General features: G+C 41.0%; 19 protein-coding genes. 9 read left to right on the forward strand and 10 right to left on the reverse strand.

What is annotated here, in order from left to right:
- Nucleotides 1-37 precede the first annotated feature (37 nt).
- Nucleotides 38-1,396 carry an IS1182 family transposase gene (locus MHI53_RS18660; RefSeq protein WP_340371729.1) on the forward strand — a complete coding sequence of 453 codons (1,359 nt, stop codon included), beginning with the start codon at nucleotides 38-40 and terminating at the stop codon, nucleotides 1,394-1,396.
- A 150-nt stretch (nucleotides 1,397-1,546) separates the two neighbouring features.
- Here MHI53_RS18660 and MHI53_RS18665 read toward each other — a convergent pair whose 3' ends face one another.
- From MHI53_RS18665 to MHI53_RS18680, 4 genes are all read right to left on the reverse strand, one after another.
- Complete coding sequence (locus MHI53_RS18665) at nucleotides 1,547-2,032, reverse strand: DUF2690 domain-containing protein (protein ID WP_061142332.1); 486 nt, start codon at nucleotides 2,030-2,032, stop codon at nucleotides 1,547-1,549.
- A 22-nt stretch (nucleotides 2,033-2,054) separates the two neighbouring features.
- Nucleotides 2,055-2,516, reverse strand: coding sequence for a YjfA family protein (locus tag MHI53_RS18670; protein ID WP_081092409.1), 462 nt, complete (start codon nucleotides 2,514-2,516; stop codon nucleotides 2,055-2,057).
- Nucleotides 2,517-3,716: 1,200 nt separating this feature from the next.
- Nucleotides 3,717-5,507, reverse strand: coding sequence for a sugar-binding domain-containing protein (locus MHI53_RS18675; RefSeq protein WP_340371931.1), 1,791 nt, complete (start codon nucleotides 5,505-5,507; stop codon nucleotides 3,717-3,719).
- Nucleotides 5,508-5,565: 58 nt separating this feature from the next.
- Entirely contained in the window at nucleotides 5,566-6,807 is a 1,242-nt protein-coding gene (locus MHI53_RS18680; protein WP_340371932.1) for an MFS transporter, read from the reverse strand.
- A 907-nt stretch (nucleotides 6,808-7,714) separates the two neighbouring features.
- On the opposite strand from MHI53_RS18680, the gene MHI53_RS18685 reads away from it, so the two are divergent.
- The 4 genes from MHI53_RS18685 (at nucleotide 7,715) to MHI53_RS18700 (ending at nucleotide 11,555) form a co-directional block, all read left to right on the forward strand.
- Entirely contained in the window at nucleotides 7,715-8,737 is a 1,023-nt protein-coding gene (locus MHI53_RS18685; RefSeq protein ID WP_061142335.1) for an ester cyclase, read from the forward strand.
- Between the two features lie 27 nt (nucleotides 8,738-8,764).
- Nucleotides 8,765-9,379 (forward strand): hypothetical protein, encoded by a 615-nt coding sequence (locus MHI53_RS18690; protein ID WP_340371933.1) that lies wholly within the window; start codon nucleotides 8,765-8,767, stop codon nucleotides 9,377-9,379.
- Nucleotides 9,380-9,407: 28 nt separating this feature from the next.
- On the forward strand, nucleotides 9,408-9,920 hold the full coding sequence (locus MHI53_RS18695) for a hypothetical protein (protein WP_061142337.1): 513 nt from the start codon (nucleotides 9,408-9,410) through the stop codon (nucleotides 9,918-9,920).
- A 309-nt stretch (nucleotides 9,921-10,229) separates the two neighbouring features.
- Nucleotides 10,230-11,555: an MFS transporter gene (locus tag MHI53_RS18700; protein ID WP_340371934.1), complete on the forward strand. Its 1,326-nt coding sequence runs from the start codon at nucleotides 10,230-10,232 to the stop codon at nucleotides 11,553-11,555.
- Between the two features lie 203 nt (nucleotides 11,556-11,758).
- Here the strand turns inward: MHI53_RS18700 and MHI53_RS18705 are convergent, their stop codons facing one another.
- A complete protein-coding gene (locus tag MHI53_RS18705; protein WP_340371935.1) occupies nucleotides 11,759-12,025 on the reverse strand; it encodes a transporter suffix domain-containing protein in 267 nt (88 codons plus the stop codon).
- A 204-nt stretch (nucleotides 12,026-12,229) separates the two neighbouring features.
- Between MHI53_RS18705 and MHI53_RS18710 the strand changes: the two genes are divergently transcribed.
- The 3 genes from MHI53_RS18710 (at nucleotide 12,230) to MHI53_RS18720 (ending at nucleotide 14,853) form a co-directional block, all read left to right on the forward strand.
- Complete coding sequence (locus tag MHI53_RS18710) at nucleotides 12,230-12,913, forward strand: copper homeostasis protein CutC (protein WP_061142339.1); 684 nt, start codon at nucleotides 12,230-12,232, stop codon at nucleotides 12,911-12,913.
- A gap of 113 nt (nucleotides 12,914-13,026) precedes the next feature.
- Complete coding sequence (locus MHI53_RS18715; RefSeq protein ID WP_340371936.1) at nucleotides 13,027-13,527, forward strand: Rrf2 family transcriptional regulator; 501 nt, start codon at nucleotides 13,027-13,029, stop codon at nucleotides 13,525-13,527.
- 108 nt (nucleotides 13,528-13,635) lie between these two features.
- Nucleotides 13,636-14,853: an NAD(P)/FAD-dependent oxidoreductase gene (locus MHI53_RS18720; protein WP_061142341.1), complete on the forward strand. Its 1,218-nt coding sequence runs from the start codon at nucleotides 13,636-13,638 to the stop codon at nucleotides 14,851-14,853.
- A 70-nt stretch (nucleotides 14,854-14,923) separates the two neighbouring features.
- On the opposite strand, the gene MHI53_RS18725 is transcribed toward MHI53_RS18720, so the two are convergent.
- On the reverse strand, nucleotides 14,924-15,661 hold the full coding sequence (locus tag MHI53_RS18725; RefSeq protein ID WP_340371937.1) for a MerR family transcriptional regulator: 738 nt from the start codon (nucleotides 15,659-15,661) through the stop codon (nucleotides 14,924-14,926).
- A gap of 209 nt (nucleotides 15,662-15,870) precedes the next feature.
- Between MHI53_RS18725 and MHI53_RS18730 the strand changes: the two genes are divergently transcribed.
- On the forward strand, nucleotides 15,871-16,194 hold the full coding sequence (locus tag MHI53_RS18730; protein ID WP_340371938.1) for a DUF1256 domain-containing protein: 324 nt from the start codon (nucleotides 15,871-15,873) through the stop codon (nucleotides 16,192-16,194).
- A gap of 370 nt (nucleotides 16,195-16,564) precedes the next feature.
- On the opposite strand, the gene MHI53_RS18735 is transcribed toward MHI53_RS18730, so the two are convergent.
- The 4 genes from MHI53_RS18735 to MHI53_RS18750 all read right to left on the reverse strand — a co-directional run bounded on the left by MHI53_RS18735 (nucleotide 16,565) and on the right by MHI53_RS18750 (nucleotide 20,560).
- On the reverse strand, nucleotides 16,565-16,711 hold the full coding sequence (locus MHI53_RS18735; RefSeq protein ID WP_185113077.1) for a hypothetical protein: 147 nt from the start codon (nucleotides 16,709-16,711) through the stop codon (nucleotides 16,565-16,567).
- Between the two features lie 60 nt (nucleotides 16,712-16,771).
- Complete coding sequence (locus MHI53_RS18740) at nucleotides 16,772-18,067, reverse strand: citrate:proton symporter (protein WP_340371939.1); 1,296 nt, start codon at nucleotides 18,065-18,067, stop codon at nucleotides 16,772-16,774.
- A gap of 175 nt (nucleotides 18,068-18,242) precedes the next feature.
- A complete protein-coding gene (locus tag MHI53_RS18745; RefSeq protein ID WP_061142344.1) occupies nucleotides 18,243-18,947 on the reverse strand; it encodes a response regulator in 705 nt (234 codons plus the stop codon).
- A 14-nt stretch (nucleotides 18,948-18,961) separates the two neighbouring features.
- The gene (locus tag MHI53_RS18750) at nucleotides 18,962-20,560 is read right to left on the reverse strand and encodes a sensor histidine kinase (protein WP_340371940.1); all 1,599 of its coding nucleotides are present in this window, start codon (nucleotides 20,558-20,560) and stop codon (nucleotides 18,962-18,964) included.
- Nucleotides 20,561-20,640: the final 80 nt, after the last annotated feature.

A 20,640-nucleotide genomic window follows, 5' to 3' on the forward strand; every position in this document is an offset into this window, starting at 1 on the left:
TTTTAAAATTGAAGTATTAAAACTTGAGGTGATGAGGATGCTTTCTAAACATGATTCTATTCAGCGAGATCAACTTGAAATGATTACTTTAGATCAACTGGTGCCACCGAACCATTTGGTTCGTAAAATGGAGGCTGCCATTGACTTCACTTTCATTTATGACTTGGTGAAAGATATGTACTCAGAGGTAGGACGCCCAAGTATTGATCCAGTTATTTTAGTTAAACTGACTTTCATTCAATATACCTTCGGTATTCGTTCCATGCGTAAAACGATTGAAGAAGTTGAAACCAATATGGCTTATCGTTGGTTCTTAGGCTATGGTTTCCATGATAAAGTGCCTCATTTCTCTACGTTCGGAAAAAATTATGAGCGACGCTTTAAAGATACAGACCTGTTTGAACAGATTTTCTGTCGCATTTTAATGACAGCTGCTAATAAAAAGTTAATAAGTGTAGAACACGTTTTCGTGGATTCCACACATGTGAAAGCCAGTGCGAATAAACGGAAATTTGAAAAGAAAATCGTTCGTAAAGAAACACGAGCGTATCAAGGACGTCTTCAAGAAGAAATCAATCAAGATCGTGAAAACCACGGAAAGAAGCCTTTTCCACCAGATAAATTTGATAAGGAAGAAACCAAAGCAATTAAAGAAAGTACTACGGATCCTGAGAGTGGCTACTATGTGAAAGATGAACGAACAAAACAGTTTGCCTATTCATTCCATGCGGCCGCAGACGGCAACGGTTTTGTATTGGGAACGATTGTAACACCTGGTAATACACATGACAGTCATATTTTGGAGCCACTTGTTGAGCAAGTGATTGAGAAAGTTGGAAAACCAGAAGCAGTTGCCGCAGATGCAGCTTATAAAACACCAGCGATTACAAGCTACCTATTTAACAAAGAAATCACACCTGCTTTACCCTATACACGTCCTCGTACAAAAGAAGGATTCTTTCGCAAACATGACTATGTTTACGATGAACACTTTGATTGTTACCTTTGCCCTTCGGGAGAAACTTTAAAGTACTCAACAACAAATAAAGAGGGCTATCGCGAGTACAAATCGCCCAAACAAATTTGTGCAACATGCTCATTTTTATCACGGTGTACGGAAAGCAAAGACCATCAAAAAGTAGTGACACGGCATATCTGGCAAGCATATGTGGAAGAAGCAGATCATCTGCGTCATCATCAAGAGGTAAAACCTATATATGCGAAACGCAAAGAAACGATTGAGCGTGTATTCGCAGATGCAAAAGAAAAGCATGGTATGCGTTGGACTACTTTAAGGGGACTTAAAAAATTGTCGATGCAGGCGATGCTTACTTTCGCTGCCATGAATGTAAAGAAGATGGCCACTTGGACATGGCAAGGTCCTAAAATGGCTTAACATAGTGGCTCGAAGAGCCCAAATCTCGTAACCTTTGATCAAAATTTCAAAGGAATTTCAAAAGGGGTTCGGAATTTTTTAATTCCGAACCCCTTTTGTCTACAAACTGAGCATCCGATCATTCGGATGCTTTCATGCCGTTTGCTGCCCCTAAAACCAGATGGTCACCGCTTTATTATACGCATCGCTATTAGGGATCGCGTGTATCCCTTGGGCCTGGGCTTTTCTTGGGTCCAGGCCATAGACCATTGGTGTATAACAAGATGTCTGACCCTTATTCACCACGCCATTGCCTTCTGCGCTTTCGCACGTGTAGGCCTTCCCATCCGTGCTGCGGACGATTCTGGCATCCGCTTCATGATTATAGACGGCTGGACGGGTGACAGTCACTTTCGCCCAGGCCGTTTTACAAGTTGTGCTGAATTTCAATTCTACGTACGAAACGGAATCGATCCATACTTTATCCTTCGTTACCGCCGAATTTGCACAACCATTATAGTTAGGGCTTTTGCCATCATAACTATGGGTTTCAGCCAATGCTTGATCATTACCGATGACCAAGAAATCCAGCATGAATAGTGATACGGTCATCAATAGCGATAACCCGATCGTTCTCATTTTATTCAATTCCTTCATCCTTTCCGCGAATCAAAAATCATTAATACCAGCCTGTTTCCCCCGCTGTATACGGCCAATAACCGACCGCTTTCGCTTTTCGCGGGTCTAAATCATATACCATGGGGGTATAGCAGGTCGTTTGCCCTTTGTTGATCTCACCATTTCCTCCGGGAGAAGCACAGCTATATTGCTTATTATCGGTGCTGCGGACAACCAATGCAGTCGCTTCACCATCCGCTTTAGCCGGCCTGCTGAGCGTGATCTTCGCCCAAGCGGTTTTGCAGGTGTTACTGAATTTCAGCTCCAAATCGGCAGTAGCGCCATTCGCATTGATCTTCACAGACTTTTTGGTCACGGCACTATCGGCACAATCATTATAATAAGGACTTTTTCCATCATAGTTGTGGGTTTCTGCTGACGCCCTGCCGGAAATTGAATCCAGAGTGCCGAAAGCGACTAAGAAAGCGGCTACTAATGAAAAACATAAAACCATCTTTTTCATAGTTTCACTCATCTCCTTTACAAAATTTACACACTGTTCATCTTACGATTTTGTTATATTTTTACAAGTGATAAATTCCCTAATTAAGGAAATGAGATGACGGATGCTGGCCTGCCTCCCTTGCAGTCCAGTATGTATCGGGTTTTTCTCGATTTCACTTACCAGACAAAGTATATATCCCTATGAGGAATTCAGTGCAAAAAGGCGACCAAAAGGAAATATACCGGAGAAAACAAGCCATTAGGCCATCACTTCGAATGGTATCGGACAGGCCATTGTACTTAAATCCAATAAGAAAAAGCCCCGCCAAAACCTAAAAAGTTTTGGCGGGGCTCCATTTGGCGTCAATCAGCCGCTGAAGATTTACTTGATCAGCTTACTGATGCTTTTATCCAGTTCATCCTTTTAACACATTTAAAAACCAGGCTGTTTCACATAATTTGTTTCTCTTCACCAAGTAATGCGGTGGGGTTGATTTCCCCTCCCATGCTCGCTTATCCTGAAGCAGTCAGCAATTCCCCTAAAAAAATACCTTTTTTCCCGTAGCAGGTCCCAAACTGCTTTTTCCAGTATCCTTCGGATTGGAGATCGACCGATGTGATGTAAGAAACCCTCTAGACATGACCTGACCATATAGCAGCTCCGGTACTATCTTTCTGTCAGGAAATGCAAAATGCGCTGCACATGTATTTGCTACCACATCATCTGTGACATTTTTGTCCCCACTCGACACAATGCTTCCATTGTTATAGGTGTCATATATACGACCTATGAATCTCCCTTCCCATATACCATGAGTGATTATGAGGATCCAGTCTTTACAATATCGAAGTGATCACTGACAAAACCATTCATTGTAATCTGTCCAATATAGTCTATTAACCTCGTTCATATTGCCAACAAATATTCGTAGGATCGATATTCACTTTTAATGTCAATAGTTTCCTTTCCATTATTTTTCCTTTCATTATTCTTATCCCATTCCTTTCCCTTCCTAAGCGTATAAATCCACAGGCTCATTTTCTTGTACAAAGAAAGGAATATCCTAAACCTGACCATATCAATAGAACGGGATTTTGTTAAAAATGGCCATAAGCTTAAACAAGCAATTAAAATACAATCATCTCATCGAAAATTCAAATAATGATCTTCCCCATAAAATCTGCTTCTCCATCCAATTCTGCTGAGAGTTATAAATCATCAAGACTTTACGGCAGGCTTCGATGGTTTCATGAGAGGGCTCTCAATGGCTGCCGCACGGCTATTAATATTTTGAATTACCGACTGCTCAAACTTTATCTTTCTATCGTACGTATAAAGGCCATTTGTTTCCTGTTCTACATCATATAGCTGCGTATAACAAAATCCAAAAATATTCGGGTTATCAAGCAGAACCGATACTAAGCCTTCATAACGAGTGAAAAATTCTTCTTCTGTACTTGGGCGTTCCCCATAACCCCACGACTTCTCATTCTTAGCAAGCGGATCCCACCAGATTCCGCCAAATTCACTGACGAAGTAAGGCTGACCTTCATATCTTTGACGATCGGGAAAAGGTACATGAACATTCCCTCCTTCCCTCATTGGTTCGTACCGTTTCTTAAATGTTTCAGGGTTTTGATCATAGTCATGAACATCGAAAATATCTGTGCTGACATGATAGAACCCACTTGCATCAATAACGGGGCGTGTTGGGTCCAATTGTTTCGTAACATTATAAACAATGCGAACTACCTCGTCATTTTGCTTTGTTCCGTTCTTATCCCATGTTTCGTTAAACGGGCACCATCCAATAATAGAAGGGTGATTTATATCTCTCTCCATTGCCTCCATCCATTCTGGCAGAACCCTCTCTAATCCCGTAGCTGTTGTTATGTCAAAAAGCCAGTTAGCATACTCACCCCATACCAAATATCCCAGTTTGTCAGCCCAGTATAGAAAACGAGGTTCAAACACTTTTTCATGTAGGCGCGCTCCATTGAATCCCAGCTTCATGGAAAGCTCAATGTCATTTCTTAAATCCTCGTCGGTCGGAGCCGTATAAATCCCATCCGGATAAAAACCTTGATCAAGCACCAATCGTTGAAAGACGGATTTATCATTGATCTTAAATGCCATGCCATCCAAGGCAACACTCCGCAAGCCAAAGTAACTTTGCACTTCATCTACTTTTTGGTCATCGTAAAGTAATGTTAAATGTAAGTCATATAAATGAGCGTTCCCTGGTTCCCATGCATGAATATCAGAAATTGGAATGGTTACCCTTGCTCTTTGTCCTGAAACCACAGCCTGCTGACTGCCTACTTGTTTTTGTTCGTAAGCAACTGCGGAAGTAAAGCTCCATGATCTATTGCTTTCGCCATTTATTTTCGCTTCTACGTGTACACATTCGTTCGCAAGATCTGGTGATATTTTCACGGAAGAAATGTATCCTGCTCGTGGTACACATTCCACCCAGACTGTTTGCCAAATTCCTGTGGTTCTTGTATAGTCACATCCCCAGGAATTATAAGAATCACACTGCTTCCCCCGTGGCTGTAATCCGGAACGAACATCGTCTTCTGCACAAACAGTAACAATATTAGTGCCTGACTGGATATACATTGTAATATCAAACGAGAATGGAGTGTATCCACCACGATGGGTACCAACTGACTGACCATTGACCCATACCTCTGTGTCATAATCCACTGCACCAAAGTGTAAAAGTATGCGTTTATCATTCCATGAAGAAGGTATAGTGAAGCTCCGCTTATACCAAACCGCTGCCATAAAGTCTGTATACTCAATTCCAGACAACCTACTTTCTGGGCAAAAGGGGACATTGATTTTATGTGTGAATTTCTGGTTAGCGTTGAACCAATTTCGCTCTTTTCCGCTCTTTCCATGATCAATTTCAAAAGCCCACTCTCCATTTAAATTAACCCAATCAGGGCGCACCAACTGTGGTCTTGGGTATTCCGGTCTTGGAATCGTTAAAATATCCTTCACTTTACTCGCTCCTTTGATTATATTTAAACGTTCATTATCGGTGTGTTAAGTAATGAAATTATAAATGTTGTTTTAGGTCCGCATCACCCAAACCGACGTTTGTCGGTCTCACTTCATGTAATTCCCCTTTCTTCTTCAATAGATTTAGCATGATCCTGTAAGTGACTGTCATGATAATCACCACGATCCCCCCGATTTTATAAACGGAATAGATGCCAAATGAATCTGCAATCCATCCTCCTAATATTCCTGCAATTGCAATTCCAAGCCCCGAATACAATGCAACTGCAAAGGTTTGGGCGGAATTAGTTAAATGCTTAGGTACAATTCTAGAAATATAGTAAACAGAAGCCGGTAGAAATAAGCCATAGGAAAGGCCTTGGAGGGCAGTCATCCAGATTAATTGTGTCGGATTGGTTGCAAATATAGGCAGCCCCACCCTAAGAATAAAAAAGATCATGGCAATAAATATGATACTCGTATCTTTATATTTCTTAAGCAGTAAGCCCGAAATTAGAATAAATGGCACTTCACTTAAACCTAAAATGGACCAAGCGAGACCAAGATCTGCATTTGTCCCTCCAACTTTTGTCATAAGTGCAGGCAAAAATGTAGAATTTGCTTTATAGGCGATATAAAGGATAGTCATGATTAATACAAATCCAAAATACTCCTTATTAAGCAAAAGTTGTTTAAGATCTTTCATTTTCAGTTGGCCCTGTTCATCATCATCTTTACTAGTTGGCTTAATGTCTTGAGGGAAAAGAGCACATAGAATCGTAATACATGCAGTTAGAATGAATAAATAAAACATCCATTTGTAACCATAATGATCAAATATGATCCCTGCTACCGCTGCGGTAAACGCATATCCAAGCGAACCAATTCCTCTCGTTAACCCATAGTTAATAGTTGAATTTTTCAAACGGGCAGTTACTGTCCAACTATCTATTAATGGATATAATGCCTGAAATATAAAAGAAATGATGGTACTAAGAATTAAAAGCATCCCAAATGACTTCCCGACAAATAAAAACAAGACTGTTAAGACTGCACTTAAAGCTAAACAGAAAACCATGACATGCTTGACTGTCCGGAGCCGGTCACACATATAGCCGCATACTGGCTGGCCGATAATACTTGCAACTGAAATTGAAGCGGCCAAAACCCCTACTTGTGTGTTGCTATAACCGAGACTATACATATAAGGAGTCAAATAAGCAAAGAGGATACAGAAACCTGCCCAATAAAAACTTTGCATGCCGGCAAAACTAAAATTATCTCTATTCAATATTTTCATGCCTATTCCCCTTTTAATTTGTGAGGTAATCGAAAAAAATATAAAGCACTCTTTACCCATAAAAGATTCATTCAGATATGGCGTATCAGCGTTCAACCTTTGTTATATTTTGTAATTTACCCCTATCGATTAGGGGGTAGGGTCTCGCCTTAAAGGAATTATTCGTAACAAGAAGGAAAATTAGACTACCACTCGTCTAAAGAAGAGATGTTTCATTGAAGGTTGAGTAGCTTAGGAACATATGCCATCAGCCACTGAAGGCGAGATCTGAATCAACGAACTTTTCTTTGAATACGTATTCAAAATTCACTCCAACATATAGGGTTTTTCAATAAATCATACTCTGTCCCCCATTCTTTAGATTAGCTTAGGATCGCCTTACTGCCTTGAAAACAAAATGAGCAACACTAGCCATCTTGCAAATACTCAAGATAGTGATTTTTTTGCTTCACACTCCCTTCCCCAACCGTGAAAACACCCCTCTTGCTTCCAGCCTTTAGCCCAATGGCCTGTGAAAGCGTTTCAATTAAATCGTCTTGCCACAATCCTGGAAAACTAAAATGCCCATTCTCCTAAAAGACATATGTATTCCTAAAAAGGACAGTGTAATTCAATCTTAACCCTTTATTATCAGAGTTTATAAGCAACATCATAATAAATTATTTAAGAAGTGTCTACACTAAAAGAACAAAAAAATCAGAAAATTATTTTTATTGACAAAATTCAAACTTTAAACTTAAAATACAACTTGAATAGCAAGCTATTAATTTTTCCAATATCAAATTCTAGAAGAATTCTGGGTTCTTTATTTATTTACACTAAATTGAATGCGTATTCAAACATTCAGTGCAGTGTAAATCAATATACAGTTCTACCTTAATAAAAATAAAAAATTGGAGTGATTAAGATGATCCCCCTTACTCAAGAAAGAAATAAAAACAAAAGGAACATACACAATTTTTCAAAATCCTTTCATCAAGCCAATGTTGATAACATCGATGAACTTCTAAGTACGTATTTTCATGAAGATGCGGTTTGGTATGGCCCACATCCAATTAACCAACTAAACGGGTTAGAAAGTATTAGTGAGAGTTTCTATAAACCACTTTTGAAATCTTTTCCGGATTTAGAGAAAAATGATTTTCTGCTGCTCTCTGGCTCCTTTAGTGAAGCCGAGGGTGAATGGGTCTCCACATCGGGCCACTTTGTAGGGACTTTCGAAGAGGATTATCTCAACATTCCAGCGACTAAAGGAGCGGTTTGGTTACGGTTTGGGGAGTTCCATAAAATGAAAGACGGAAAAATAGTGGAAACACGTATTATTGTTGATTTATTGGATTTAATGAGGCAGGCCGGCTTTAAGTTCATCTCATCCTTGGGTGCTGAGATTGTCAATCCAGGACCAGCTAGCCATGATGGAATTTTATTGAGTGAATGTGATGAAGCCGAGTCTTCCCGTACACTTAATCTGGTGGAAGATATGATTTACAAAGGACTGCGGGATGACTATCGCGAAAAAGGCAAAGATGACATGGGAATGGAACTCTATTTTCACAAAGACTTCATGTGGTATGGTCCCGGCGGTACAGGTACCACCCGGGGTTTGAAAGGATTCATGGATTATCACCAAGGCCCTTTCTGCGAAGGGATTCCGGATTATTTAGGTGGAAACCATATTACACGTTACGCAGAAGGGAAATTTTGCTCTTTTGTCGGATGGCCCAGCATTTACGCAACTCATACGGGAGATGGTTGGCTTGGTCTGCCGGCTACCAATAAAAAGATTACCATGCGTGTAATGGACTTTTACCGGAGAGAGGACAATCTTCTCGTCGAAAACTGGGTGTTTATCGATATGGTTGATTTTCTGTTACAAATCGGCATTGATGTATTTGATCGCATAGAGAAAAGTAAATATGTGTTTAAATAAAAAATTTCATTACTTGGAGGTAAGGGTATGAACGTCGACAAAATAGTAAATGAAAGAAAAAGATTGGAATATATCGTGGATAATTGTAAGTTCGAGACCGCTGAACAAGTATGTGAGTTGTTTGAAGCATATACTCATCTAATTTGGAAGTATAAACAGGTTGGAAGGATTTACGACTTTTATTATGACGACATGATCATTCATCGTGAAGGAGGAAATGACCTTATCGGAATTGACCAAGTTGTCCAAGATACACTTGCATGTCTCGCTGCTTTCCCGGATATGGAGTTTAAGTTCTATGGGATTCATGGGGTAGGAAATCCAGAAGAAGGTTTTAGATTTGGGCAAGCTGTGCATTTTGCAGGTACGAACACCGGAATAAGCAAATATGGCCGAGGAAATGGAACTTCTCTTCCTCCACATGAATGTGTAGATTTATGTGAATGTTTAATAAAAAACGTGAATGGAAGATGGAGAGTGGTGGAAGAATGGGGCACTCGAAGTACTGAAACAATGGATCGTATATTAAAAGGAATCAGGTCAAGCTCGATTGAGAAAATTCAAGAGCATCCATTGCCAGAAGAAAATCAAACTCCTAACGGTGAATTAGAAGTGAAGGAAGAAATACTTGTAAAGGGATAAATAGAAAAGAATAAAGGAGACTAAAAAAATGTATAAATCAGATCAACTATATGATGAAATGAAAGCGATTGAAGCCAAAATAAACAATATGACGATCACGGATGAAGAGAGCATTGTGGAGTATTTTAAACAGTATACCTTGCTTATATATAATTATAAGTGGTTGGGAAGCATTTATGATATCTATGCGAATGATGTTTCTGTTATTAGGGAGAACGGCCATAAACTTGTCGGGGCAGGGGCGGTTGTTCAAGATACCACAGAGTTGCTAGCTGCCTTTCCAGATCTTGAATTAACATTTACGGATGCGTTTGCGGTTCCGGATGGCCATGGCGGCTATAAATTATGGCGACATTTCTATCTTGATGGTACGAACTTAGGCTACAGTAAGTTCGGGGCACCAACCGGGAAATCGCTTGAAAACAAGAAATCATTGGGTCTAAGTATGTCTACAGTAAGATTCATTGAAGGTAAATGGCGAATCCTATATGAAAATACCATGTACAGCGGGGAATGGATCAAACAGGTTTGTACGGCTTAATTAAATATTGCATATGATCCAATCCCTATTATGGTGAACTTTCATCAGATCATACTTACTGATTTTCTTTAGCATCAGCGCGTTACAAGCTCCGAATAACACGCTGATGCTTTTAAATAGCCTTTTTTCCAGAATACTGCAATAGTTATTCTGTTCTATTTTTATAATCTATTTGGTTATCTTTTATAGGTTTATCTTTTCTAATTATTTTGCAACCTAAGCCTTTAACTCAATCCAATCCATTATGTATAAATGAACCTTAAGCTAATTTTCATTCTCTATATTGTAATGATACTAAGGAGGAAAAAGATGAATTCAGTAGATTTTAAAAATAGAAGGCATATGAGCCAGTTGAACCTCTCAAAGAGATTGCTAGGATATTTCCTTATCTTACTGGGATATTTTTTCTACTGTTATAATTTCACCGTGGTTGACTATGTGAAGCCCTTCCTGGTCGAAAACTATGGGATATCATTAAAGCAGTCTTCTCTTTTTTACACATTTCAATCGTTAGGTTGTTTTATTGGTGCTGTTTTCAGTGCATGGTTTTCACAAAGGGCTGGAAAAAAAACTACTTTGATCATCGTCACTGCCATTAGCGGTATTTGTACCATCATTAATATGTCCATTATTAATTATCCTATTTGGTGCCTTATGCGATTTTTAATCGGGGTCTCCTTGGGGGGCTATTACACCATAGCTGTATCTTCAATGGTGGGACTTTTCAAATCTTCTTTAAGAGGAAGAGTATATGCTATTGCAGAGAGCCTCTTTGCTTTTTCTGGGGTAGTGATGGGCGCATACGGTGCCTATCTGTCGGAAACAGGTTGGGAAAAAATCTTATGGTTAGGTGCTTTCCCTCCAGTAGTAATTGCTATTTTTATGTTTTTCTTCGTTCCGGATGAGAACAAATATACCCCGTATGGTAATAATGATAAACGGGAGCCAGACATTTCCGAGATACAAAAAGGGACATGGACCGAGATGTTCAGTGGAAAATACAGGCGTTTAACAATTACATGTGCTTTAATTTCAGCCTTTAATTTTCTGGGAATACAGTTTTTTGGCGGCTTCCTTACCGTATACCTAAGGGAGGTTCGAGGATTTGATGCTACTAATATTGGAGTCATTTTAGCATCTGGCGCTACAATAGGTACAGTCAGTGGACTAATATGGGGTTATCTATCAGACCGATTGGGTCGTATTTTTAATGCCTTTGGCTTTCTATTAGTACCCCTATCGATCTCACTATATTTTTTGGTTCCTTCCAATATCACCCTATTATCTCTGGTAGGCTCTCTCTTTAATTTAGCAAATGCGAGCCAAATTGCATGGGGAAGCTTATTTACTGAATTATTCCCTGAACGGCTCAGAAGTATGGGTGCCTCTCTATTTTTTGGAGGCAAAATCATAGCACTGATGGGTCCCTTCATGGTGGTGTTAATCAGTGAGCATTCCAGTTTATCCATAGCAATGTGGTTTTCACCAGTTTTATTTCTAATTGCCACCATTTTGTGGTTTTCACTTCCAGAACCTAATAAAAGAGGGCTCTTCTATAAAGGCTATGATGCAGATTATGGATTGGCAAAGAGGGATTTGATTGATTTGGAAGAGGACATGATTCAATATAAATAGAGATTATTACAACAATGAATGGAAATCGCTAGATTGTTATTACTAGAAACTTGATATCACTGGTTGCCGTATTCGAGGGGAGTCCCCCCTCTTTTTTCAAACATTCCCACCTCTCAGAGACCTTTCAATCAGCCATCCAATGGTTACTCCTTTCCAACCGCTTTGAATACGTTCCATCGTTCACTCTTCCCTACGTTCCATATTCACCCTTTTTCTTTCCGCCAATTTTTCGGGTTTAGATAACTTTTGTATTTAGCAGCCACTTCCTTGCCGACCAATAGCGCCCCTGCCCAAAACATGACTTCCGCGAATACGATGGCCCCGGTTATGACTCCTGCCTTGGTCGCAGCCGATAATGGGGTAAAAGGTGCGATTACCGGAATGATCCAGGTGAGCAGGGAAATGATCAAGAAGCCCATTCCTATTTTATAAAACCTTGATTTCGTTACTTCCTTACCTTCTTTATTCAATTAAATAACCTCCGTCATGATGATAGTCCGTTAATGACTATGCGTTGCATCCGTCTTTCCCTTTCATTTGTTCTGTTTTTATACGTTTGAATGTTCATTTCGTTTCATATTTCATGAAGAAATTTCGGGCCGATTGACATTACGATTTTTAATGGTTTTAATTATCTTATACATAAAGCGAGCCAGGAAAGGAAAATCCAATCCATGTACATAGAATTCATTGCCACTACCATTGAAGATGTTATTTTAATCGAAAAAGCGGGGGCAGATCGCATCGAGCTGGTCAGTTCTTTAACGGAGGGAGGCGTAACTCCGAGTCACGCCTTGGTTGAAGCTGCCGTCCGTGCTGTAAACATTCCAGTCAACGTGATGGTAAGGCCGCATAGCCAATCATTTTCTTATTCAGAAAGAGACCTGGAAATCATGAAAAATGATATCCGGATCATTCGTTCCCTCGGAGCGAATGGAGTCGTACTGGGTGTTTTAAATGAAGGAAATGAAATCAATCAAACATACCTTGAGGAGCTGATAGCGGAATGTGCCGGCTTGGAGATCACGTTTCACCGAGCCATCGATGATACGCCAGACCCCGTCCGATCAGCGGAAATGTTAGCTCGGTATCCTGAAATTACAACGATTTTGACCTCCGGAGGACACGGCGATCTCCCAAGTCGCATGCAGACGATTCAGCGGATGAAAAGCGTCTCTGGCAACATGGCGATATTGGTCGGAAGCGGGCTGAATAAGGATAACATCCTTTCGATATCTTCCGAATTGAATACCGATTACTATCATTTCGGTACGGCTGTGCGGAAAAACAACGGTCTCATTGAGGGCGTGGAGTTGGAAAAAGCGCAGGAAATCGTTCATTTGCTAAAAAAAGGATGACAAAGTGGAAAAGGGATCATTTCTTTGATCCCCTTTTTCATTTGACAGGAATCACAAAATCAAGTACATTCATTTATAGATAAACCGTATCTGTAATTAGGAGGTTGTTTTTTTTGCAATTCAGTATAGGAGTGGAATATGCGCTTCATTGCCTGACTTACTTTGTTGACACTCCTTCGGGGACAACGATTGGAGTTAAGGAATTGGCAACATTTCAAGGCGTTTCCGAAACATACCTTTCGAAGATTTTCACAAAATTGAAAAAGGCAGGTATCGTTCGTTCCATGCCCGGTGTTAAAGGCGGCTATGAATTAGCGAAACAACCGAGCAAGATTAATTTTTGGGAGGTTATCGCAGCCATCGAGGGAACCCAGCCTTTTTTCCAATGTGCAGAAATAAGGCAAAAGTGTATCTTGCTTGAAGGAAAGGAAACTGATCCCAAGAACTGTGCACCTTGTACAATCAATGTAGTCATGCTCGAAGCTGAGGAATTGATGCGCGATCATCTCAAGAGTAAAACGATTGCCTGGTTGAATGAAACGATACTATCCAAACAGAAGGGCCAACACGAAGAGGGAGTCAACTGGTTTCGGGAAGCATTGAACCGGCGATAATGGTAGCAGCGGAACCTTCGTTCCAATGCTACGCTCCTCACATTTTTTTACCCCTAATTACAGATAACAATTATCTATTATATATATAATTAAAAGGAGGAATTTTTGATGAAACGAATCGTGATTATTGGTGGAGGCTTTGCAGGTGTATGGAGTGCAATTAGTGCAGCACGACAATTGCACGAACGACAAATGGAACGTACGGAAGTGGAAGTGGTTTTAATAAACCGGGATCCTTATTTTGGCGTCCGTCCGCGCTTTTACGAACAGAATCCACAAAATTTGAGAATCCCTTTAAGCCAGGTCCTGGATCCGGTTGGAGTTCGCTTCATTGAAGGAGAAGTCGGTAAAATCGATACCAAAGGACAAAAAGTGTCTGTCCATCAAAAAGACGAGCAGATGGATCTTGCATATGACCGTTTGGTCTTTGCGGCCGGCAGTCAATTGGTGCTTCCTGATCTCGCTGGATTACGTGATTATGCTTTTTCCACGGATACATATCAGGAGGCGCTCAAACTTGATGATCATATCAATGGGTTGGTTGACTCGGATAAAGTTGAAGGCAAATATACCGCGGTGGTTGTGGGTGCTGGTTTTACAGGAATTGAGATTGCCTCGGAAATGACGGCCCGCCTGAAAAAAGTGGCTAAGCAGGAAAATAAAGAAGCGGATGTAAGAGTTATCCTCGTGCAAAGAACATCTTCCGTAGCACCTGACATGGGGGAACATTCACGCCCAATCGTTGAAGAAGCTTTACGCGATATGAATATTGAAATCTATGTAAATGAAACAGTGAGTTCGATAGATTCAGAAGGAGTGACTTTACAATCAGGCGGACGGATTCCGGCATTAACGGCCATTTGGTCAGCAGGTGTTAAGGCAAGTCCGTTGGCGGCAGATTTCCCTGTAGAGAAGGATGAATTGGGACGCATGCCAGTCGATGCAAATTTGAAAGTGAAAGGAATGTCTTCCGTCTTCACCGCCGGAGATACAGCTCTTGCAATGACGGATGAAAATCATGCAGCCTTGATGACCTGCCAGCATGCCATGCCTCAAGGAAAAGTCGCTGGCCATAACGTTGTCTGCGACTTACTCGGCATCGAGGGGATCCCCTACAAGCAGGAACAATATGTCACTTGCCTTGATTTAGGTCCATGGGGTGCCCTATTTACGAATGGCTGGGACCGCATTCCGCAATATCAAGGGGAAGAAGCGAAAAAAATAAAAATGAATATCAATCAAGCGGTCATTTATCCGCCTTTAACAGGAAAACGGGAAGACCTATTCGAAGCATCGACACAAATCATCCCAGATACAAGAATATAATGGACTGTACAAAAAAGCGGCGGAAGCTTGTGGACTTCCGCCGCTTTTTCGTCTTCTGGTCAAGGAACCCCTACTTTTGATTAACGTCGGCAAAATGTGCCATCGCCTCACACATGAACTGGGCTAAGCCATCACCATATTGGTCGATATTTTTCGTGAAGCGTTGGTCATCGACGTACATTTGCCCTAATCCTTTGAAAGCGTCAAGTGAATATTTGCCGAAGTTATGGTTCAAGCAGTCATACCATTCCTTAATAGCTGCCTGTGCCTCTTCTGACTGAGGAGAGGCCGCCCGGATGGACGCAAGTTTTGTATATATGTCCGAAACGGCTTTTTGGGCATCTTTGGACAGCCCCGCCACTCTTGCATTCGATACATCGACAGCTTCATCCCCCCATCGCTTGCGGGCTTCCTGTTCATATGGATTATGACTGAAGTCGAACCCTTCAAATTTTTCTTTGTCCGTCATTTGGATTTCCCCTTTCATATGCTTGATCGTCTTATCTACCGTATAGATCAATTTATCCAGCTGACTGCGCTTCTCTATAAGCATTTTTTGATGCTGTCTCAACGCTTCCTGCTTATTAAACGAGGCGCTGCTTATCATTTGTTTGATTTCCTTCAAAGGCATGTCAAGTTCCCTGAAAAACAGGATTTGCTGCAGCATCTCCAAATTTTCATCGGAATATAGCCGATAACCGGAATCGGTTGTTTCCTCTGGCGATAATAACCCGATTTCATCATAATAATGCAAGGTCCGCACACTGATGCCCACTAAATCAGCAAGTTCTTTCACTTTCATTGCCACTGTGTCTTACCTCCTTTCGTATCTTTTACTTTAAAGTATTACGCAACGTGAGGGTCAAATGGGAAAAGGAAGCTTTTTCTTCCTACTCACAAAAGCGAGCAAAGTCCATAACTGATCGCTTTATCCTTTACCCTGGATCTTTTTGGGGGAATATATAATCTTGATCAAGATGTCACGGTTCTTTAGTAAATGGGGAAAGGGGTGCGGGCATGTATCCTTTTAACGGAAGGAAAAAAAGGAAGCCAAAAGAAGAAATACACGATTGCACCCCATACATATTGGAAAGGGATGGAGAAGCAGAAGTGCCTGAGATGTCTTCTCGAATCGCAGGAATCAATCAGTCGCACCCTCAAGAGATGGTCTTTTTATGTATTGGTTCAGATCGTTCCACAGGAGATTCATTCGGACCTTTAGTAGGAACGATGTTAAAGGAAAAACAAGTCCCTTATCATGTCTTTGGAACACTATCAGAACCTGTCCACGCCCTTAATTTGAAAAATACTTTGAACGAAAAAAAAAATACCATTTACTGATTCCTATATTTTGGAATCGATGCATGTTTGGGCGGCCACCATCAAATCGGCACTATTCAAAAGGTCCTTTTCGCCCCGGTGAAGCCATAAATATCTCCTTGCCTGAACTTGGTGATCATCAGTTAACAGCCGCCGTGAATTGTTTAGATCCCCTCCTGCCCCAGCAATCTTTACATGATGCGAGATTGGATACAGTCATGAACCTTGGCCGGGGCAACCGCGAAAATCATTAGTAACACCGTCGTAAAAAATGGGAAAACCCCAATAAAGCCTTAGCTTATTTCGGGGTGTGAATTTGCTGTTTGGTTTGTGTTTGACCCGCACTTTTGCAACGACCATTCATCGATCATTATGCTTCTTACCCAATCTTTTATGCTACACCTGGATCATTAAAGTAAATAACCTCTGATAGAATCCTATCCCCTTCAATGTTACAATAAACCTCCCGTGCGGCTTGTTCCGTTTCAAATTCATACATGACGATACCTCTGCTTTTATAGAGTGTGATGATCCACATTAAGAAACCCTCCCATTATCAGTACCTTTGGCCGTAAGATACGACTACATTCCCTTTTCACTAAATGACTCCGATGATTATCGCAGCTATGGTCATGACAGTGACAGTCCCCAATGCCCACTTTATCGCGAACCGCTGGATATCCCTGAAGTCCGTTCCAACCAAACCGATCAGCAAATGTGCTGCCGCCACCAAAGGACTCAGTACGTGTATCGGCTGACCGATCAAGGAAGCACGCCCTATTTCCGCCGCGCTGATCCCATAAGCATCAGCGGCTTGTGCGATAATGGGCAGCACACCAAAATAGAATGCATTATTCGACATAAAGAACGTGAATGGGGCACTGGCATATGCTACTATGACCGGTAAAAACGGCCCCAACGGTTCTGGGATCAGCGAGACCAACGTAATGGCCATTGCATCGATCATTTTCGTTCCGGACATGATACCGGTAAAAATCCCGGCTGCGATGACAATTGACACGACGGCCAATGCATTTTTCGAGTGGACGGCGATTCGATCCTGCTGATCTTTCAAATCAGGATAATTGACCACTAACGCAATGGCGAACGCAACCATGAATAAAATGGTCAAAGACATGAAATCAATGATTAATGATGCCATCAGCACGACCGTTAAAATGAAATTGAACCAGACCAATTTCGGGCGGCGATAATCACGGGAAACGGTTGTTGCAGCTATCTCGGAATTAGCTTTCGTGTGATTATGCTCGATCTCTATTACGCCCAATCTCTTTCGTTCCATTTTACCCAATATAAAGGCTGCAATAAGAACCCAAATGAGGCCAAAGCCCATGACAGGAATCATTGGCAAGAATAATTCAGATGCGTCAAGATTCAAAGAAGCCATGGCCATGGCAGAGGCTCCCCCCCACGGTGTCATGTTCATTACACCCATGGATAACATGGCTACGGTGGCTAAAATCAATTTGTTCATTCCCAGGCGTTTATAAAGGGGCAATAGTGCCGAAACAGTAATGATGTAGGTAGTGGTCCCATCCCCATCCAAGGCGACGGTCATGGAGAGAATGGATGTTCCCAATACTATTTTCAAGGGATCCCCTTTTACTATTTTCAATATTTTAGAAATAAGGGGATCAAACAAACCAGAGTCTATCATTATTCCAAAATATAATATGGCGAATAAAATCATGATGGCTGTTGAAGCGATCCCTTCAACACCATCCTGCATCATCGGTCCCAGTTCAGTCAAAAATCCTCCAATCACTCCAAATATGATTGGCACGAGCATTATCGCCACTAGTGCAGATAGTCGCTTCGACATAATTAAATACATGAATACGGCAATCATGGAAAATCCTAAAATGGATAACATCTTCAAACTCCCTTCGATAGTCAAACGTGATAGCGCTTTCTTTAGAGACTATCATCCATTACGCATTCTTCACATATAAAGGAAATAATTAGAGTTTTTTTCATAAATGGAGTTTTAATCATTTTTTTCACGCCTGAAAATGAAAAACCGCTAAGGAGGAAAGCGAGTTCCTTCATTAGCGGTTTTTTAGCTTATATTTTCTCTCAGGCCGTCCCACACCTCCATACAATACTTCGACTTCCATTTCATTGCAGGAAACCAGATACTCCAAGTACCTACGCATAGTGGAATAACTGATGCCAACGAGTTGACCTAGTTCATCAGCATTTAAAGGGCCATTGACGTTTTGAATCTTATTTCTGACCATTTTCAAAGTATGCTTGTCAATTCCCTTGGGAAGAGTATTCATTTGAACATCATTGGCTGTAGGTGAATGACTTGGGGTCCGAAAAAGAGTATCCACTTTCTCTTGATTTACCAAGTTATTATTCTCCAGCTGCTTTCTCGTCTGCTCGTATTGATTGAGCGTTGCAAGCAGCTTATCGATAATGATCGGTTTTATAAGATAACCAAAAGCCCCGCCCCTGATCGCCTCGCTGACTGTTTCGGTATCATTCGCGGCGGTGATCAGGATTACGTCAATCCCCCGGTACTCGCTCCTGATTTCCCGGAGAAGCTCAATTCCATTCATATCCGGTAAAAAGATGTCCAATAAAATCAAGTCCGGTTGGGCAACATCCAATATGTTTAATGCCTGCTTGCCTGTACTGGCGGTGGCAATGACAGTGAATTGATCTAGTTGATTGGTGAAATGTTTATATATGTTCACTGCATTTTCGTCATCTTCCACAATGACAACTGTAATCGGTCCTTTGGACATGCAGGCGCCTCCATTCATGCTTTTGTATCCTTCGGTAAGGCAATCGTAAATCTCGCTCCGCCCAAGTTACTGCGGTCAATATAAATTTGACTGCTTAAAAGGTCAATGGAATTTTTTACAATGGCCAAACCGATTCCATGATTTTCCCCCGTCTTCGTCGTATATCCATTTGTAAAAATAATATCTTCCATTCCTTGCGGGATGCCAAGGCCGTTATCCTCAATATCAAATATAATTTCATTCCCTAAATCCGTAAATGAAACTTTGACCTTCCCCTTGTTTTTATTCCGTTGCCAGGCTGCCTCCATCGCATTATCAATTACATTACCAATAATGGAAACCAAATGATGGGCATCCTCGGGCTTTAATGTGCTGTTTAAATTGCTTTCCTCATCTATTTCCAGCATAACCTGCAATTCCTTTGAACGGTTTTTCTTCCCAAGTAAACAGGCTGCAATTAAAGGATCTTTAACCGATGACATAAGAAACGATATGATATCCTGCCTCTCCCTCACTTCAGAAGAGATGATGTTCAATGCCCGATCATACTGTTTTAAGCTAAGCAATCCATAAATGGTATTCAATTTGTTTAAGAACTCATGGTTTTGTGCCCGCATATTTTCTGAAAAGGCCTTGATTTCCGAAAATTCTTCCGTTAATTGTTCAATTTCGGATACCGTTCTTATTGTTAACACGACGCCCCTGACGTTATTATGATTTAAGATCGGTGACAAATCCACAATATACAGCTGTTGCCCTAAAAGTACCTTGCGATTGAACTTCCCCTCTTTTGTGCTGAATACACTTTTGATGAGTTTTGCTAAATGACCATCCACAATCCGCTTTCCCACCATAAGCTGATGATCAGGGAACAATTCACGTGCCCTTTTATTCATGGAAGTAACCTGTTTTCCAATATTGATCGTAATGGTGGCATTCCGGATGGCATCAAGTGCCGCTTCCCTTTCTTGATACAAAAAAGAAATTTCCTCCGGTTCTAAACCTAATATAAGTTTTTTTAAGCGTCGAGCTATGACTATGGCCCATACGATTCCTGCCAGGATTGGGATCAGCGACAATTGAAAGATTTTCATTTTATAATTGGATAGTTGATTTTGCACATTCTCCACTAAAAAACCTACAGATGAAACACCGATGATCTCCCCTTTATCATTCAGGATAGGTGTCTTCGCCTTAATTGCCGGTCCCGAAATTCCATTTCCTTGATAGATGATTGATTTGTGTTCATTGAATACTGCATCATTACTGGTTGCCGTAGGCTGCCCGATATATTCTGGATTTGGATGGGAGTAGCGAAGTCCCTTATGGTTCGCAATGGTTACATAATCGGCACCTGTAGTATGACGGATCCTTTCCGATTCGGGCTGGATCACATCCGATGGATGATCCTCCGTGAATCCCTGGATGATCTTTGGGTTTTGAGCCGCTAATTGGGCCACGGTCATTGCTTGCTTGCCCACATAGTTTTCAACGATATCTTCCAGCAATGAAGAGAATAGAATGCTCACAAGCAAGGTACTGATAAAAACAACGAAGATGATGAGTAAGGTCATTTGAGTTAATAAGTTCACTTTAAAATGTTTAACGTCCACTTTTATGCCTTTCAGCCTTTCCGTATTGATTGCTCATACTCGTATACTAAATTTATCCTTTTTTTCCTGTATGTAAGAAT

This window comes from Peribacillus sp. FSL E2-0218 (assembly GCF_037992945.1).
GTDB lineage: Bacteria > Bacillota > Bacilli > Bacillales > DSM-1321 > Peribacillus > Peribacillus simplex_B.

Coding starts and splice junctions, on each gene's coding strand:
- MHI53_RS18745 (WP_061142344.1), bottom strand. CDS start 18,947: ATGTCCAAAGGACCGATTACAGTTGTCATTGTGGAAGATGACGAAAAT.
- MHI53_RS18660 (WP_340371729.1), top strand. CDS start 38: ATGCTTTCTAAACATGATTCTATTCAGCGAGATCAACTTGAAATGATT.
- MHI53_RS18720 (WP_061142341.1), top strand. CDS start 13,636: ATGAAACGAATCGTGATTATTGGTGGAGGCTTTGCAGGTGTATGGAGT.
- MHI53_RS18735 (WP_185113077.1), bottom strand. CDS start 16,711: ATGTGGATCATCACACTCTATAAAAGCAGAGGTATCGTCATGTATGAA.
- MHI53_RS18680 (WP_340371932.1), bottom strand. CDS start 6,807: ATGAAAATATTGAATAGAGATAATTTTAGTTTTGCCGGCATGCAAAGT.
- MHI53_RS18710 (WP_061142339.1), top strand. CDS start 12,230: ATGTACATAGAATTCATTGCCACTACCATTGAAGATGTTATTTTAATC.
- MHI53_RS18730 (WP_340371938.1), top strand. CDS start 15,871: ATGTATCCTTTTAACGGAAGGAAAAAAAGGAAGCCAAAAGAAGAAATA.
- MHI53_RS18685 (WP_061142335.1), top strand. CDS start 7,715: ATGATCCCCCTTACTCAAGAAAGAAATAAAAACAAAAGGAACATACAC.
- MHI53_RS18670 (WP_081092409.1), bottom strand. CDS start 2,516: ATGAAAAAGATGGTTTTATGTTTTTCATTAGTAGCCGCTTTCTTAGTC.
- MHI53_RS18740 (WP_340371939.1), bottom strand. CDS start 18,067: ATGTTATCCATTTTAGGATTTTCCATGATTGCCGTATTCATGTATTTA.
- MHI53_RS18690 (WP_340371933.1), top strand. CDS start 8,765: ATGAACGTCGACAAAATAGTAAATGAAAGAAAAAGATTGGAATATATC.
- MHI53_RS18700 (WP_340371934.1), top strand. CDS start 10,230: ATGAATTCAGTAGATTTTAAAAATAGAAGGCATATGAGCCAGTTGAAC.
- MHI53_RS18665 (WP_061142332.1), bottom strand. CDS start 2,032: ATGAAGGAATTGAATAAAATGAGAACGATCGGGTTATCGCTATTGATG.
- MHI53_RS18695 (WP_061142337.1), top strand. CDS start 9,408: ATGTATAAATCAGATCAACTATATGATGAAATGAAAGCGATTGAAGCC.